The 16,329-nt window shown below is 44.8% G+C and carries 15 protein-coding genes; 10 read left to right on the top strand and 5 right to left on the bottom strand.

Annotated features, from left to right (window positions below):
* The first annotated feature begins 30 nt into the window (after window positions 1-30).
* The 3 genes from A4R26_RS03305 to A4R26_RS03295 all read left to right on the top strand — a co-directional run bounded on the left by A4R26_RS03305 (window position 31) and on the right by A4R26_RS03295 (window position 3,745).
* Complete coding sequence (locus A4R26_RS03305) at window positions 31-1,134, top strand: acyltransferase family protein (RefSeq protein WP_081160243.1); 1,104 nt, start codon at window positions 31-33, stop codon at window positions 1,132-1,134.
* A gap of 324 nt (window positions 1,135-1,458) precedes the next feature.
* Complete coding sequence (typA, locus tag A4R26_RS03300; RefSeq protein ID WP_081160239.1) at window positions 1,459-3,267, top strand: translational GTPase TypA; 1,809 nt, start codon at window positions 1,459-1,461, stop codon at window positions 3,265-3,267.
* A 265-nt stretch (window positions 3,268-3,532) separates the two neighbouring features.
* Complete coding sequence (locus tag A4R26_RS03295) at window positions 3,533-3,745, top strand: hypothetical protein (protein ID WP_081160235.1); 213 nt, start codon at window positions 3,533-3,535, stop codon at window positions 3,743-3,745.
* A 163-nt stretch (window positions 3,746-3,908) separates the two neighbouring features.
* On the opposite strand, the gene A4R26_RS03290 is transcribed toward A4R26_RS03295, so the two are convergent.
* From A4R26_RS03290 to A4R26_RS03270, 5 genes are read right to left on the bottom strand one after another with little or no spacing between them, the layout of a single operon-like run.
* A complete protein-coding gene (locus A4R26_RS03290; protein ID WP_081160231.1) occupies window positions 3,909-4,787 on the bottom strand; it encodes a hypothetical protein in 879 nt (292 codons plus the stop codon).
* A gap of 18 nt (window positions 4,788-4,805) precedes the next feature.
* Window positions 4,806-5,720, bottom strand: a complete 915-nt coding sequence (gene meaB, locus A4R26_RS03285; RefSeq protein ID WP_081160227.1) for a methylmalonyl Co-A mutase-associated GTPase MeaB — start codon at window positions 5,718-5,720, stop codon at window positions 4,806-4,808.
* Window positions 5,721-5,732: 12 nt separating this feature from the next.
* A complete protein-coding gene (locus tag A4R26_RS03280) occupies window positions 5,733-6,536 on the bottom strand; it encodes a glycosyltransferase family 2 protein (protein WP_081160222.1) in 804 nt (267 codons plus the stop codon).
* Window positions 6,533-7,294 carry a glycosyltransferase family 2 protein gene (locus A4R26_RS03275; protein ID WP_081160217.1) on the bottom strand — a complete coding sequence of 254 codons (762 nt, stop codon included), beginning with the start codon at window positions 7,292-7,294 and terminating at the stop codon, window positions 6,533-6,535. The genes A4R26_RS03280 and A4R26_RS03275 overlap by 4 nt, the downstream gene beginning before the upstream one ends.
* A 42-nt stretch (window positions 7,295-7,336) precedes the next feature.
* Window positions 7,337-8,212 (bottom strand): glycosyltransferase family protein, encoded by an 876-nt coding sequence (locus A4R26_RS03270; RefSeq protein WP_081160212.1) that lies wholly within the window; start codon window positions 8,210-8,212, stop codon window positions 7,337-7,339.
* Between the two features lie 120 nt (window positions 8,213-8,332).
* Here A4R26_RS03270 and A4R26_RS03265 point away from each other — a divergent pair, with 120 nt between their 5' ends.
* From A4R26_RS03265 to A4R26_RS03235, 7 genes are all read left to right on the top strand, one after another.
* On the top strand, window positions 8,333-8,980 hold the full coding sequence (locus tag A4R26_RS03265) for an LON peptidase substrate-binding domain-containing protein (RefSeq protein ID WP_081160207.1): 648 nt from the start codon (window positions 8,333-8,335) through the stop codon (window positions 8,978-8,980).
* A gap of 90 nt (window positions 8,981-9,070) precedes the next feature.
* Complete coding sequence (locus A4R26_RS03260; protein ID WP_081160203.1) at window positions 9,071-9,802, top strand: type III pantothenate kinase; 732 nt, start codon at window positions 9,071-9,073, stop codon at window positions 9,800-9,802.
* A gap of 26 nt (window positions 9,803-9,828) precedes the next feature.
* Window positions 9,829-10,401, top strand: a complete 573-nt coding sequence (lptC, locus tag A4R26_RS03255; protein ID WP_081160198.1) for an LPS export ABC transporter periplasmic protein LptC — start codon at window positions 9,829-9,831, stop codon at window positions 10,399-10,401.
* Between the two features lie 237 nt (window positions 10,402-10,638).
* Window positions 10,639-11,625 (top strand): potassium channel beta subunit family protein, encoded by a 987-nt coding sequence (locus tag A4R26_RS03250; protein ID WP_081160193.1) that lies wholly within the window; start codon window positions 10,639-10,641, stop codon window positions 11,623-11,625.
* Window positions 11,626-13,239: 1,614 nt separating this feature from the next.
* On the top strand, window positions 13,240-13,881 hold the full coding sequence (locus A4R26_RS03245) for a TetR/AcrR family transcriptional regulator (RefSeq protein WP_081160189.1): 642 nt from the start codon (window positions 13,240-13,242) through the stop codon (window positions 13,879-13,881).
* 49 nt (window positions 13,882-13,930) lie between these two features.
* A complete protein-coding gene (locus tag A4R26_RS03240; protein ID WP_165760128.1) occupies window positions 13,931-15,232 on the top strand; it encodes a TolC family protein in 1,302 nt (433 codons plus the stop codon).
* A 33-nt stretch (window positions 15,233-15,265) separates the two neighbouring features.
* Window positions 15,266-16,318, top strand: a complete 1,053-nt coding sequence (locus A4R26_RS03235) for an HlyD family secretion protein (RefSeq protein WP_081160179.1) — start codon at window positions 15,266-15,268, stop codon at window positions 16,316-16,318.
* The last annotated feature ends 11 nt before the right edge of the window (window positions 16,319-16,329 follow it).

Here is a 16,329-nt window from a genome sequence, read left to right as displayed (position 1 = left end):
ACGCCTTAGCGGGCCTTATTTATAGCGTTTATGATGGCAACCAACCGGTTCATTGCGTTGGATGTATTTCGTGGTCTTACCATTTGTTTAATGATCATCGTAAATACACCAGGCAATCATGATACTATCTATGCACCCTTGCAACATGCTGCCTGGCATGGCTTTACGCCGGCCGACCTGGTTTATCCTTCCTTTCTGTTTGCGGTAGGCAATGCATTGTGTTTTGCCGCTGAAAAATGGGCAAAGATGACACAGGCGCAGGTGCTGGTCAAAATTTTCAAACGCAGCCTGCTGCTGTTCCTGCTCGGGTTCCTGTTATATTGGTTTCCATTTGTGCAAAGGGGAGAAAGCGGGATCGTATTTAAATCTTTTGCTGAAACAAGAGTATTGGGTGTATTACAGCGGATTGCTTTATGTTACTGTATAGCCGCTCTGCTGGTGTATTACGTAAAAGCTACCGGCGCGCTCATTACCGCCGTGTTTTTATTGATCGCCTACCAGTTCATTTTATTTTGGTTTGGTATGCCGGGGCAGGAGCTTACGATGGCGGGCAATGCAGGTACCCGGTTAGACCTGTGGTTGCTGGGGCCCGGTCACATGAACCATACCGAAGCAATTCCTTTTGAAGCGGAAGGCTTGTTGGGCACCCTGCCCGCCGTTGCGAATGTAGTTGCCGGTTACCTTACGGGGCGGTTCCTTCAGCAAAAAGGAAAAACCACAGGTATGCTGATGCGCCTTGTATCGGTGGGCTCCGGCCTTGCCATCCTGGCTTTGGGCTGGAACGAGTGGCTTCCTATAAACAAGAACCTGTGGACAGGTTCATTTGTATTGCTTACGGTTGGGCTCGACTGCCTTATTCTTGCCGGCGTTATTTACGTAAATGACTTTTTGCGGCAAGACCGCCTGGCTTACTTTTTTGAGGTTTTTGGAAAGAACGCCCTCTTCATTTACCTGCTGTCGGAAGTAGCGGCTATCCTGTTACGGGCTGCGCATGTTTATGGCCGCATCTATGATCACATATTCAAATTTGCCGGCATGTATCTGGGTTCCCTGCTTTTTGCCATTTGTTTCACGCTCTTTTGCTGGCTGGCGGGCTGGTATATGGATAAAAGAAAAATATATATCCGCGTTTAACAGAGGATTATTATATTACAACATCTGACATTGCCTACTGCAAGGTCTTTTTTGCACATTTGCGGTTATAAATCTGTGACTGCTATCTGTTTAGCATGCTGCCATAAAAAATTAATTCGTTGTATCAGGGTTTATAAGGGATTATGCACCATAAAAACCTTTATAAGCCCGAATTAATTGTACATAAAGTTTCCGCTTTTGCTTGCCCCGCCCATTGATTTGGCGTACCTTTGCGCCTCGTTTGCCATTGCGAAAATTAAAGCATAGTAAGGCATTCATTATTAAGAAATTAAAAAAACAATTCCTGTCAGGGATAAGGATTTTATGGATATCAGAAATATCGCCATTATTGCCCACGTAGACCACGGAAAAACAACCCTGGTAGACAAGATCTTACACGCTACCAAAGTGTTTCGTGAGAACCAGGAAACTGGTGATCTGATCATGGACAGTAATGATCTGGAAAGAGAAAGAGGTATCACCATCTTCAGTAAGAACGCAGCGGTAACATACAAAGATGTAAAGATCAATGTAATTGATACCCCGGGCCACGCCGACTTTGGTGGTGAGGTTGAGCGCGTACTGAAAATGGCCGATGGTGTGTGTTTGCTGGTGGATGCCTTTGAAGGCCCCATGCCACAAACCCGGTTCGTATTACAAAAGGCGTTACAGCTGAACCTGCGCCCGATTGTGATCATCAACAAAGTGGATAAGCCTAACTGCCGTCCCGATGAAGTACACGATGCGGTGTTTGAATTATTCTTCAACCTCGATGCTACCGAAGAGCAGCTCGATTTCCCTACCTACTACGGTAGCGGCAGAAACGGCTGGTTCAACGATTCATTAACACCCAGCGAAAATATTAACCCGCTGCTCGATGGTATCCTGAAACATGTACCACCACCAAAAGTAAGCGAAGGCACCCTGCAATTGCAGATCACTTCACTCGATTATTCATCGTTCCTCGGCCGTATTGCGGTAGGAAGGGTATCGCGTGGAGTTATAAAAGAAAACCAGCCCATTTCCCTGGTACAGGGCGATGGCAGTATAAAAAAGACCCGTGTAAAAGAACTGTATGTGTTTGAAGGCATGGGCAAGAAAAAAGTAACCGAAGTAGTTGCCGGTGACCTGTGCGCCGTTGTAGGTATTGAAGGATTCAATATTGGCGATACCATTGCCGATTTTGAAAACCCCGAAGCGTTACCGGTTATCAGTGTTGATGAGCCAACCATGAACATGTTGTTCTCGATCAACAACTCACCTTTCTATGGTAAAGATGGTAAGTTCGTAACGAGCCGCCACCTGCGCGACCGTTTGATGAAAGAAACTGAAAAGAACCTCGCATTGAGAGTGGTAGATAGCGATGGCGGCGATGCATTCGTTGTATATGGCCGCGGTATCCTGCACTTAGGCGTATTGATAGAGACCATGCGTCGTGAAGGATATGAATTAACTGTAGGACAACCTCAGGTTATCGTAAAACAGATAGATGGCAAAAAATGCGAGCCATACGAAATTCTGGTGGTAGATGTACCGCAGGAGTTTGCTTCAAAAGTAATTGACCTGGTAACCCGCCGTAAAGGTGAAATGCTGATAATGGAAACCAAAGGCGAAATGCAGCACCTGGAGTTTGAGATCCCTTCACGCGGTTTGATCGGCTTGCGTACGCAAATGCTGACCAACACACAAGGCGAAGCTGTAATGGCTCACCGCTTCAGCGAATATAAACCCTGGAAAGGTGTAATTCCCGGCCGTAATAACGGCGTGTTGCTGGCAAAGGAAAATGGTTCTTCAACCGGTTACTCACTCGATAAACTGCAGGATAGGGGTTCATTCTTTATCGATCCGGGTGAAGAAATATATGCAGGCCAGATCATTGGCGAGCATATTAAACCAGGCGACCTGGTGGTTCAGATCACCGAAGGAAAAAAACTCACGAACATGCGCGCAAGCGGTAGCGATGCTGCAACCAACATTGCTCCTAAAATTCAGCTTACCCTCGAAGAATGCATGGAGTACATCCAGCACGATGAGTGTATTGAGGTTACGCCTAACTTCATTCGTATGCGTAAAACCATACTCAATGAAGAAGAAAGAAAGAAACAGGCTAAGTCAATGAAAGCTGAAGCATAAGAAAGTTCAAAACATTCTTTATATAATGGAACCGTTTTCAAAAGCGGTTCCATTTTTATTTAAGGTAGCTGGTAAAATAGCTGTTTGAACGATGGGGAGAAGGCGTTTGATGGAGCGGATGAGAAGGTGAATTAAGATGATATCAGCCTGCTTTGGTCAGTTGTTTGCGGGTGTTCACAGCGCTTGCATTTTTCAAATTTCGGAGTGTCATGCCTTTTTTCGGCACCGGCTTTTGTTGTATTTTTGTATGGTAATTTGAATTACCATGAGAGGATGCGTGATATTATTTGTACTGTTAATGCTGTTTTTCGTGGTTCCGGCAGATGTTTCGGCGCAATGTAGCATCTGTACCAAAACAGCGCAGCAATTAGGTGAAAAGCCTGCAAAGGCGTTGAATATGGGCATTATCTACCTCGGCCTTACCCCATTGATCGTTATGGGTTACATTGGCTATCGCTGGTGGAAAAGCGAGCATTAAAAAATTGCTTCTGAATTAGTTATAACTGTCACCCAGCCATTTTTTTCTTCCCGGTTGCCAAAACGGCCGGTTTGATGTATTGTTTTTTTTGTATACCTGCTCAAATTTGCAGGAAGGCGTTTTTTCAACTTATCTAGCCTTCCGGCAGTTTTTCCAACCCGCATCACATGTTCTTTTTTACATACTGATGATTTCTTGGCGGGAAAAGCCAGTCAACGGCACGGTGCCATTTTACCGCGGTATATTTTCTTTTAATGATCACCGGTACCTGGCTCAGATCGAGCCCGGCAAAACCAGCCAGCATTTCTTCAAAACTTTTGCCTTTGAACTGTTGCTCGGCTATCCATTCTAGTATGAACGGGTTCCAGTCTTCCTTGTTGCGCCAGTAATGTGCGATCCAGGGGGTGGCATCGCCAAGGGTATAAATATGGTTAAGGGCCAGCGAAAGCGAATATTGTTCAACTAACCTGAACGGTACGCCGCCCGCACACATCTCATCACAGATCTGCAGCGCCAGCGCTATGTCTTTTCCGTTTTGGTTATTTGGCGTTGATACCACACCGGCATTGTACATATGATCGGTAGGTTGCATGGTCAATCCGCCAAACTGCCTGCCCTTCAACGCCCGCCACGTTCTTTTACTGGTTTTGTCTTTCAGGGTCGACAATGCGCCTTCGTCCTCATGCATATAGGCTTTACCGCCCAGCAGTTCGGCTTTCAGCGAAGAAATATTGCTGTACAGAAAGGTATCGGTATCGCAATAGATAACCGGGCTGCCATTATACATTTCGGTTATGTGTTGGATGGCTTTTATTTTAACACGCCAGAAGAAATCGTGCGGGCCCTTCCATTCCTTAATTTTTTCAGGCGTAACGGCAATTATATTGGCATGCTTCGCCAGGTGTTGATAGAATGGCGCCGCGTCGGTTATTATATTTACAGACTTTACTTCATCAGGCTGTTGCAGGAACGACATGGCTGAGAACGCCGCCTGCAGGTGATTCGAAAAACGGTTTCCAAATGTGCAATACAATATATGCATATCTACTTCTGTCGGGTTTTAATAAAACCTGGTTATAAACGAATAAACGTTAGTGATATTTTCTTTTTGAATAACGGCCAGCAGGGCTTCCCTGGTAAGGTCCTTCATGCGGTGCTTTTGCAACAGGTAATACGCTTTATCGGCCAGTAGCCTGAATTTCTTATCCGTTGTTTGCACCTGCTTCAATTGTTTACCGATGGCTTCATATAGTTCGGCTATACCTTTCCTTTGCGAGGCCACCGTTTTTATAACCGGGATGTCTACTGCAGTTGCATGAAATGCGGGCTGCAGCATGAGTTTCAGGTTGCGGAAAAAAGTATCGGCATCGGGGCGGTCGGCTTTGTTCACCACGAAAATATCGGCAATTTCCATAAGGCCGGCTTTCATGGTCTGTACTTCATCACCCGCTTCGGGCACCAGCACTACTACGGTCACATCGGCCAGTCCGGCAATTTCCACTTCGCTTTGTCCCACCCCTACGGTTTCAATAATTATATGATCAAAAGGCGCGGCCTTCAATACTTCAGTGAGCTCGATGATCTTAGGGTGCAGTCCGCCCAGCGAACCTCTTGTTGCCAGCGAACGGATAAACACATTGGGGTGGCTGTACCATTCGCTCATCCTTATGCGGTCGCCCAGCAGAGCGCCCAGGTTGAAAGGTGAGGAGGGGTCAACACACAATACGGCCACTTTTTTTTGCGCTGCCACCAGCTCGCCAATGAGGGCATCGGTTAAAGTGCTTTTGCCGGCGCCGGGCGGGCCGGTTATACCAATGATCTGCGTATGTTCATTAATGGGCAGGCCGGCCAGGAACTGCGCATAACCGGGCACTTCATTTTCAACCAGTGATAAACACCGGGAAATGGCTTTTTGCGATCCTTCCTTTATTTGTTGCAGCAATTGCTGCCAGTTGGCGGGCGCCTGCGTATGCATGTTATTATTCTATTACAAATATTGAGCAACTCCTTTTTCGCACCAGGTAAGTTTATTTTCAATGGCCTCTTGCACCACTTCATCGTTCTTCAACACGCTGGTACGGTCGTATTCCTTATGGTACAGGTGATATACGATACCCTGTAATTTAAAAAATACCCGTTGTATACCTTTGTTGTACAACCGAATTACGAGCTCGGTATCTTCCCGGCCCCAGCCGGTGATCTGTTCGTTGTAACCATTTACAGCCAACAGGTCTTTTCGCCAGAACGACATATTACAGCCGCGTAAGTTGTACAATCCTTTTTCTTTTTTGAACAGTTCAATGAACCGGGCCACCGCGGGGGCGTGCAGGGCATTGAACTTATTGCGCACTCCTTTGTGAAAAAGAGAAATGCCGGCCTGTTTGCTTTTAAAGATCTCCTGCGATAAGGCTTCACTCAGCAATACCCGGCTGCCACCGATAAAATGATTGGGGCGTGCAGCGTGTACATGATCTTTTACGAATGAAGGGTGCAGTATAAGGTCGCCATCGATCTGTATTATATATTCTCCGGTAGCGGCGGCAATGACTTTGTTACGGATCTGGCCAAGCTTAAAGCCTTCATCGGGTTGCCAGATGTGGCGCAGTGGTACGGGAAACCCGGTTTGGTAAGCGGCGATCAGTTTCGTTGTTTCTTCTTTTGAACCATCATCGGCAATGATCACCTCACTGGGCAACATTACCTGCCGCTTTATGCTCAACAGCGTTTGCTCCAATGCCGCGGGCCAGTTGTAAGTGGCAATTAGTAATGTACAGGATGGCGTATGCTTCATTTCTTTTTTTCGTTATTTAACATCCACAGTTTGGTATACTTCATAAATGCGCCATAGGCATGGAATACGGCTACGATAAATCCATGTCTGCCATCGAGAAAACCTCTTTTTACAATATAGGCCTGTATAAAGGTAAAGAGCGGACTGAACAGTATTTTAAACCACGAAGCCCGTTTTCCTTTTTTGAAATTCAGTTCGGCGCCAAGGTCGGTATACTTATTGGCCTTGGCCACGTGCTCGCGAATGGCAAAATAAGTATAATGCAACAAATGGCCTTTCAGCCTGTTTTGTTGTATGTTCTGCGATATTTGTAAGGTTTCGTGTACCAGTTCATCATTCCACCGCACTATGCTTTTGGGGAACAGGCGGATCTTGTAATCGGGATATTCAACCCCATGCCGTAAGAATTTACCATAGTAAAAATTTAACCGGGTAAAGTCGTACATGCCCTGCAGGCCCTGTTGTTTGGCGGCCAGGATGCTTGCCTGTAATACTTCATCCAGGGCTTCATCGGCATCGAGCGAGAGAATGTATTCATGTTTTGCCAGTTGAATGCCAACGTTCTTTTGCGGGCCGAACCCAAGCCATGCCTGTTGTTTTACAATGGCGCCTTCGCGTTCGCAAATGGCTACGGTATCGTCGGTTGAGAATGAGTCTACCACAATTATTTCATCGGCTACTGTTTTGAGTGATGCCAGGCATTGTTGAATATTGCGGGCTTCATTATGGGTGATGATCACTGCTGTAACCGCGCTCATTGAATTGTTTTTATGTTGGAAGTTGCTCAACAGGTATTGGAATTATTTTAATATTTTATAGTTCTTATAATCGAACAGGCGTTTGCCGGTTGCTTTCTCGATATAATACAACAGGCGGTTTTTGAAAGAAAAGCGTTTGCGGCTTATATCCATTTCAATATTCCAGTTCTGTTTTTTAATGCGGTCGTGCATGACCGCGGGATGCGTTTCGGTAAATTTTGCCAGTGAGTCGAACTCATTGCTGAAATCCCAGAAATCCGACTCTGAAAGGAACTGTTGCCACTCTTCATCGCTGCGCCAGAATTTACCGAGGTTCTTTTGCTTTTGCAGCATTTGTTTGGGGCTTTTTACCCAGCCATAATGGTATATGTATGCGTCTATGAGTTTTACGTTCAATTTGCGGCCGTCTTTGCGAAAGCCCTGCGCATCTTTATAGGAATGAATACTTTTATCATTGCGTATCAAACGGATCTCGCGGTTGTACCACTTACGGCTGTCGCCTACATAATTGTAGGTTCCATAAAAATGGGTGTATTTGAATAACAGGCCTTCCACTTCTTTTTGGTCTTTGTATTTTCTGGCAGCTTCCAGAATAACGGAGTGGTATTTTTCATGCACCACTTCATCGGCCTGAATATAAAAAGCCCAGTCGGAATCGGGTGAAATGTGTGCGAATGCCTTGTCGGTTTCTGCTGCCAGCACCGCACCGCCTTTGCGCAAAGCGGGGTCCCACACAGAGTGTACGATCCGGATCTTGTCGGAGGAAATAGACTGAATAAGGCCGGAGGTATCATCTTCACTATCGCCAATACTTACTATCATTTCATCGACCATCGGTAATACAGAACGTATAGCTTCCGTTACGGGATAATCATTAATTACTGCGTTTCGTATAATAATAAATCCCGAAATTTTCATAACTTTTAATTAAATACGGTGTTAAAGAGTGATACAATATGCCCTGCAAATGTAGCTGAATGTGGAATATATTTTACAGGTTTAAAAACATTGTGGTAGATTGCAAAACGCGTATTTTATATGACTAATTTCATTCCGATTTTCCCCCTGAGTATTGTGGTTTTTCCCGGTGAAAAAGTGCATCTGCATATCTTCGAACCCCGCTATAAACAACTGATAACTGAATGTTTCGAAGCCAAAAAATCATTTGGTATACCTTCGGTGGTAAATAACCGGCTGCAGGAAATGGGCACCCTGGTGCAGGTGACCGAAATTGTGCAAACCTATGAAAATGGTGAAATGGATATCAAAACCGAGGGATTGCGCATTTTTCGCATTCTGGAGGTGATAAAGCAGATCCCTGAAAAATTATACAGCGGCGCCATTGTAAATTATCCTGAAAACGATGACTACGGCAATCGTGAGCTGATGCAGAAAGTGGTGATGGGGGTAAAACAATTGCACCGGCTGCTGAACATATCGAAGGACTTTAAAAAGCCCGAAGAGCAGCTGAAAGCGTATGATGTTGGCCATCATGCCGGTTTATCGCTCGAGGAAGAATATGAATTGTTGGGATTGATGAAAGAGATACAGCGACAGGAATACATTAAAAGGCATTTGCAAAAAGTGTTGCCCATGCTGCTTGAAATGGAACAATTGAAGGAAAAAGTAAAATTGAACGGGCATTTCCGCAATTTATCAGCGTTTGATTTCGACCTTGGATTGTAGTCATCATTCATCACTCACCGTCTAATCTTTTTTGGCAGAAACAAAAAAAACACATTTCTTCATCCGGTAAACCGTTAAAATCTATATAGATTGGTTCAAACAACATTATGTTTTGATTTCGGCAATACCCGGTTGAAATGTGGCATTTTTAATAACAGGGATTTACAGGAAGTGCTGATACTGGAAAATGATAGTGATGACACTTTTAAACACCTGATCGAAAAATACAAACCAGCCAAATCAATTCTTTCTTCTGTAATTGATCATAATCCCGGCCTTGAAATGCTGCTGGGCGCGGCTAGCCGCTTTCATAAATTGAATCATTTGTCGAAGCTGCCCATAACTACCCCGGTGGGTAAGCCGTCGGATATAGGGGCCGACAGGCTGGCGCTGATGTCGGCGGCAGTTGATCTTTTTCCCGATCATAATAATCTGATAATAGGATTGGGAAGCGCGATCACCTATAACTTCGTTAATAAATACAGGGAGTTTTTAGGCGGCGGTATATCGCCGGGTATGGAAATGCGGTTCAAATCGCTGAATATCTTCACCGCCAAACTACCGCTGGTTGAAAAGGACTGGAACCTACCATTGATAGGGTACGATACCCGCACCAATATACTCAGCGGCGTTATACTGGGGATGGCCAAAGAAATTGATGGAATGATCGATGCCTATGCCGACCGGTACGGGAACTTTAACGTGGTGTTAACCGGGGGCGATGCACCCTATTTTGTGTATCATTTGAAAAACAGGATATTTGCAGACCCTGACCTGATCTTCAAAGGGCTTTATGCTATCAGCGAGCACAATAATGTGTGAAGGAACCAGGTTATAGCAGGTGAAATATGCGCAAGAAAAGAACACGATATTACTTGTATGCAGCAGCCTTTTTAATGGGTTGTTTTTTTATGTCCTGCGAAAACGACCAGGCAGTAGTTGATTCGTTGTTCAAAAAGAAAGTGGCAATAGAAGAGGCCAAAGATATTGTGAGCTACCTGAGCCAGGGCGGCACGGTAAAGGCAAAACTTACTTCGCCGTTTATGTTACGCTACCAGGCCGATTCGGCCTATATGGAGTTTCCCCGCACCCTGCATGTTGATTTTTATGACGACAGTACCGTTGTTGAAAGTACGCTGGATGCCCGCTATGCAAAATATGTAGAGTACGATCATAAAGTATTGCTGCGCGACAGCGTGCTGGTGCAAAGCATTAAAAATGGCGATACCCTGCGTACCCAGGAGTTGTGGTGGGACCAGGACAAGCAGGAATTCTACACCGATAAACCCGCGCATGTATACCAGCGCGACAAAATAATTTTTGCAAAAAATGGTTTGCGGGCTGCGCAAAATCTCACTTCCTATACCTTCTACAGCAGTTCAGGCCCCATGCTGGTGCCGAGCAACGGAATGCCGCAGTGACAAGTTGGAAAGTTGACGGGTTAACAGGTAGACGTGTTGACAAGGAGCCCCCGATTTTTAACGGCTCCACGAATTGCCATACTGATAACCTGGCCAGTTAAATGATTGGCTGACTGTGCTAATGTTATTCGAAAAATGTAATTCTCTGCTATTATTTGTTATGACGCACAGGAAGACTAGTCAACCTGTTAACTTGTCAACCAGTCAACTTATATTTGTTATCCTAAATACATTTTTATGGAATATAGAAGACTTGGACGATCGGGATTACAATTGAGTGTTCTTTCCTTTGGCAGCTGGGTAACTTTTCACAAACAAATTGACGACAGTATAGCCGATGCATTGATGGGCATGGCCTACGATGCCGGTATTAACTTTTTTGATAATGCGGAGGGGTATGCATACGGTGAAAGCGAGCGAATGATGGGCCGGGTATTGAAGAAAAAGAACTGGGACCGCACGTCATATGTTATTTCGTCGAAAGTGTTTTTCGGCTGGCGAAAGAACAACAAACCGAACCAAACGGGTTTAAGCAGGAAACATATTGTAGAAGCCTGCCATGAGGCTTTGGAACGTTTACAACACGACTACCTCGATCTTTACTTCTGCCACCGGCCCGACCCGGCTGTGCCTGTTGAGGAAGTGGTATGGACCATGCACAACCTGGTACAGCAGGGTAAGATCCTTTATTGGGGAACCAGTATGTGGAGCGGCGCTGAAATTATGGAAGCCCACCGGGTGGCGCAACAGTATTGTTTAATAGGGCCCGTTATGGAACAGCCCCAGTACAATATGTTCGAGCGGCATAAAATGGAAATGGACTACCTGCCCGTATTCAGGAATGTTGGTATGGGTACAACCATCTGGAGCCCGCTGGCAGCCGGCTTTTTGACCGGTAAATATAATAATGGTATACCCGAAGATTCGCGGCTGGCCATCAAAGGCTTCGACTGGTTAAAGAACAGGTGGCTGCAGGAAGAAAAGCTTAACAAGGCAAAACAACTGGGTGAGCTGGCTAAAAAGCTGAATGTTTCGCTGGCGGCATTGTCAATTGCCTGGACAGTAAAAAACCCGAATGTGACCACAGCCATACTGGGCGCTACCAAAACAGAACAACTGGAAGAGAACCTGAAAGCCACAGCCGCATTGCCCTTATTGACGGCAGAAGTGATGGAAGAGATAGAAAAGATATTACAGAACAAACCATTTTTGGACCTGCAATAGCCGGTTACAATAAATATTTGTACGAAAAACAATTAACCCGCTGCTGCTGCAGCGGGTTTTTTTATTGGGATTGCCAGATAACGGCTCAACATCGACTGCAAGACGTATTGGTAGTTTTTATTTGTGTATAACTGAAGCATGCGGTTACACGGTATTTATCTTTAATACATTTTTTATTTCTAACGTTAACAGTTGGGTTAAATGCGATTACAGGTTTATTAATTGGATTATTTAATTGAGTAAGGGAAGCTTTTGTTATATGAGCGGCAACGCGTGTTTGTACACGCTGGTAAATTCATCAACTAACGGTGACATGTACGTAGAATGCTCCTAAGTAATAATGCTATTGTGTGGTATTTGCTGGTTAAATATCTTTGGCAATGAAAGGAAGCGATAATGAACGATGCTTCCTGGCAAAGAAATCCGTTGACCAATGAAAACTGATAAAAACCTTTTCCTGTATTTGTTGACCCATTGTACCCTGGCCACTGACCATTGCCTCTCTGCACTTAATAGTATAGCACAGCCCCTTTTATTACTGAAAAACAAACAGGCCGCCCAGGGCCATCTTCAACTCATGCCGGAGTATAATTCCCGATTACGAATCAGCGCATGCATACAGGTACGGTTTTCAAAAGTGCTATAAAAAGGTATTTAATAAAAATATTTTGGATTGATGTAGTCAGCACCTCCGGCGAAAGTCGGGCGGTGGTATGATTCACAAAAGATTGAAAAGACTATTAAGAGTTTCTAATAGGGGTTAAATAGTGCATAGGGCAAAAGGCCGCCCTTTTTTAAGGGCGGCATATTTTTTATGCTAAATAATATTAGCACTATTGCCGGTTGAAGTGAACGTCAATGTGAAGAGGGCATAAAATAAGAAAACCGGCTTAGAGAAGCCGGTTCATACCCTGATATTATTAAATGAGAACTAAGTGACTGAATTATAACCTTTCGCTCCGCTCTTACTTTCTGCCTTCAATAGCCTTAAAACAGGTTATAGATATTGGCATGCAGTCAACAGAACTGGTCTAAATCTTCAATGAAACGATATTATGTATCGTTTATTATGTGTTATTACCTAAAATTTTCAGGCAATATAAAAAAGTTGCAAACAATGTTCATGCGCCGACTGGGCGGGCGTTTGCGGCGATCGCAACATCTATAAAGGTGGCCTGCCTCGTTGTCGTGAAACGTGAAACGGCAAACGTCAAAGGATTTCCTTCATTCGGGATTACCGTTTAAACGGCTGACGTGAAATGGCAACTCCTGCATATCCCACCCCGGCTATCGGCCCGAAATTCGGGAAGCGTAAGATCAGTGGTTATCTCAGCAAGTCGGAACCATTCACCATTGACCATTCTCCACTTTGTTATTTAATTGTTATTGGAACACCTGATACAATTTCTTTTTTTCTCCTTCGTCATTCCCTTCGAACACTCCCGATGTGCTTTGCAATCAATAAAATATCATGTTTAACGAATAACTGTTAGTAAAAGATCGGTGCTCGTTATTTTCAACCGGGTGCACAAATGCCGTGCACCAAAATTATTTAAACGTTTGTTTAATTTAAACGTTTGTTTAATTTTGGGGCTCCAAACGAAAAGATTGTATATGTCACTCACGGAAAAAGTTGATAAAAGGGCACACATTCTGGCAGTTGCCGAACAGTTGTTTGCCGACAAGGGATTTGATGGGACTTCTGTGCGGGATATAGCGCAACTCGCTAACGTAAATCTTGCCATGATATCTTACTACTTCGGATCAAAGGAGAAGTTACTGGAAGCATTGATCGAAGACCGGGCCGGTTATACGCTGGGAATAATTGAAGAGCTGGCCAAGAACCAAACGCTCACTCCCTGGGACAAGATCGATAAGCTGGTTGACTTTTATGTAGAAAGGATATTCAACAACTTCCGGTTCCATTGTATCATGTCGCAACAATACAATCATGCCCGGTCGCCCGAAATAAAAGAGTTAATAATAAATATAAAGATGCGCAACCTCGAGCAGATCAAAAAAGTGATCGCCGACGGTCAAAAGAAAAAGATCTTTTGTAAGGTAGATATAGAACTCACCATGGCGAGTGTGTTTGGCACGTTGACACATATAACGAACTCAAAAAGCCTGTATTGCCGCCTGATGAAGGTCGATGAAACAGATGATCTTACTTACCGTAAGAAGATCGCTCCCCGGTTAAAAACACATTTAAAGCAAATGATGCGGGCTCATCTGGATTTCAAAAACGAAGAATAACATTTAATATATAGAACGCATGAACCTGAAAAAGAAAATAGTATCCGGATTGGCCTTATTACTAACCATTTTTTCTGCTGAAGCACAGGTCAGAACCATAAGCCTGGAGGAAGCCGTTCGCCTGGGTGTGCAGAACAGCAAACAACTGAAGCTGGCACAAAATAAAATAGAACAGGCTGTTTCGCAACTGGAACAGGCAAAAGATGAAACACTGCCTACCGCCAAAATAAGCGGCGGCTACAGTCACGCCCTGATGCTGCAGCGCTCCTTTGCCCTGCCTTCATCTGATGGCACTGACCCTAAAAGCATGAAGTTCCCATTCGACAATACGTTGTACCAGGCAACCCTGAGCGTTAACCAGCCCATTATTGCGGGTCACCGTTACCGGTATGCACGCGAATCGGCCAACCTGCTGATCCAAAGCAGCAAGCTGAATGCTGAAACAGACAGGGATGAAATCGTATACAATGTCATCGGAGCCTATATCAACTTCTATAAAATTCAGCAGAACCAGAAGATCGTAGCGCAGAACCTGCAGGATGTTGAATCGAAACTGGCCGAAGTGAAGAAATTCGAAAGCCAGGGCCTGGCCACAAAGAACGATGTATTACGCTTTCAATTAGAGAAATCGAACATACAGGTACAGGAAATTGAACTGAACAATAACCTAAAAGTGGTGAATTATAACCTGAATATCTTGCTGGGTCTGCCAGAGAACACAACAGTACAGGTACAGGACGTTGTTTACAAACTGGATTTGAATGACAGACCGGATGTTTACATGAAGCAGGCCCTGCAAGATAGAAAGGAATTCAGCTCGCTGAATTACCAGGACAAGCTGGCGGAAATAAATGTAAAAAAGGTACATGACGAAAAACTGCCAACCGTTGGCGTAGGCGGCAACCTTTATTACATCAATCCTACAAAAGCATTGTTCCCCAAAGGCGCAACCTACCTGGCGCCATTCGTAGTAGGTGTAAATGCAAGCTGGGACATTACTGGTTTCTTTAAGAACAAGAACAAATTAACGGAGGCCAACCTGCAAAGACAGGAAGTGGCTGCCACCCGCGAGTTGCTGACCGACCAGGTGAAAATGGATGTAAACAGGTCTTACAACCAGTATCAGCAATCGCTCGAAAAAATTAAATTATTGAATGACGCAGTGGTGCAGGCTACGGAAAACGAAAGGATCACAGAATCGAAATTCAAAAATAACCTGGCTACCACCACTGACCGTATCGATGCACAAACCCTGTTGTACCAGTCGCGTTTGAATCTCGAGCTGGCAAAAGCAGATGCTACCGCCGCTTATTATACCCTTTTGAAATCAACCGGACATATTCAACCCTAACACCATTTAAAAAAATAATTAAAGAGATATTGTATGAGCGAAGCAAAAAAGAATAAAGGAAAAAAGATCATCTTCCCTGTTATCCTCGGTCTGGTATTGGTTGGCGCACTGGCTTTCACCGCCAAAGAATATTTCTATGGCAAAAGCCATGAAGAAACCGATAATGCCCAGATAGACGCAGACATCAGTCCTGTTGTTACCCGGGTAAGCGGTTACATAAAAGAGATCCGGTTTAAAGATAACCAGTTCGTAAAAGCAGGCGATACCCTCGTTGTGCTCGATGACCGCGATTTTCAGATCAAATTGCAACAGGCCCAGGCTGCACTGGCAGTGGCTAAACAATCGGTGAACGTACAGCAGTTTGCCGTGAATGAGGCAAGAACCGGTATTGCAACCGCACAGGCCAATATAGAAACCGCGAGGGTGCGTGTGTGGAAAGCAACCGAAGATTTTAAACGGTATGAGGCCCTGTATGAAGACCATGCCATCACCAAGGCGCAATACGATGCCGCCAGGGCTGAAAAAGATGCTGCTGAAGCAACATTGCATGCCGCTCAAACCCAGGTTCCGGTTGCAACTGAAAAAGTAAGCACCAACCGGCAGCAGGTACAGGCTACGGCTTCCAACATAGGTTTGCGTGAAGCGGATATCGAGTATGCCAGACTGCAATTGAGCTATACTGTTATTACGGCTCCCGCTGATGGCATCGTTTCCAAAAAGACCATTCAACCCGGTCAGTTGGTACAGGCCGGTCAGTCATTGTTCTCAATTGTAAACGATGGCAATTTGTTCCTGACAGCCAACTTCAAAGAAACACAGATCGGGAATATTAAGATCGGACAAACCGTACACATCGATGTAGATGCTTTTGAGGGTCACCCGATAAACGGAACCGTAGAATCGTTTGCAGGTGCAACCGGCGCCAGGTTTTCCTTGCTGCCGCCTGATAACGCTACCGGCAACTTCGTAAAAGTGGTGCAACGCATTCCGGTTCGCGTGAAGCTCGATAAATCGGATGCTGAGCTTTTTACCCGCCTGCGTCCCGGGATGAGCGCCAAAGTGGTGGTTGATACTAAGAAATCATAATACAGCTGTAG

It is taken from the genome of Niastella populi (assembly GCF_002078015.1).
Lineage (GTDB): Bacteria > Bacteroidota > Bacteroidia > Chitinophagales > Chitinophagaceae > Niastella > Niastella populi.
This window is presented reverse-complemented; position numbering and strand designations above follow the sequence as displayed.

What these genes read in the sequence shown, in the direction of transcription:
- A4R26_RS03245 (WP_081160189.1), top strand. Translation starts at nt 13,240, where the DNA reads ATGTCACTCACGGAAAAAGTTGATAAAAGGGCACACATTCTGGCAGTT.
- lptC (WP_081160198.1), top strand. Translation starts at nt 9,829, where the DNA reads ATGCGCAAGAAAAGAACACGATATTACTTGTATGCAGCAGCCTTTTTA.
- meaB (WP_081160227.1), bottom strand. Translation starts at nt 5,720, where the DNA reads ATGCATACGCAGGCGCCCGCCAACTGGCAGCAATTGCTGCAACAAATA.
- typA (WP_081160239.1), top strand. Translation starts at nt 1,459, where the DNA reads ATGGATATCAGAAATATCGCCATTATTGCCCACGTAGACCACGGAAAA.
- A4R26_RS03270 (WP_081160212.1), bottom strand. Translation starts at nt 8,212, where the DNA reads ATGAAAATTTCGGGATTTATTATTATACGAAACGCAGTAATTAATGAT.
- A4R26_RS03305 (WP_081160243.1), top strand. Translation starts at nt 31, where the DNA reads ATGATGGCAACCAACCGGTTCATTGCGTTGGATGTATTTCGTGGTCTT.
- A4R26_RS03295 (WP_081160235.1), top strand. Translation starts at nt 3,533, where the DNA reads ATGAGAGGATGCGTGATATTATTTGTACTGTTAATGCTGTTTTTCGTG.
- A4R26_RS03275 (WP_081160217.1), bottom strand. Translation starts at nt 7,294, where the DNA reads ATGAGCGCGGTTACAGCAGTGATCATCACCCATAATGAAGCCCGCAAT.
- A4R26_RS03235 (WP_081160179.1), top strand. Translation starts at nt 15,266, where the DNA reads ATGAGCGAAGCAAAAAAGAATAAAGGAAAAAAGATCATCTTCCCTGTT.
- A4R26_RS03265 (WP_081160207.1), top strand. Translation starts at nt 8,333, where the DNA reads ATGACTAATTTCATTCCGATTTTCCCCCTGAGTATTGTGGTTTTTCCC.
- A4R26_RS03280 (WP_081160222.1), bottom strand. Translation starts at nt 6,536, where the DNA reads ATGAAGCATACGCCATCCTGTACATTACTAATTGCCACTTACAACTGG.
- A4R26_RS03250 (WP_081160193.1), top strand. Translation starts at nt 10,639, where the DNA reads ATGGAATATAGAAGACTTGGACGATCGGGATTACAATTGAGTGTTCTT.
- A4R26_RS03290 (WP_081160231.1), bottom strand. Translation starts at nt 4,787, where the DNA reads ATGCATATATTGTATTGCACATTTGGAAACCGTTTTTCGAATCACCTG.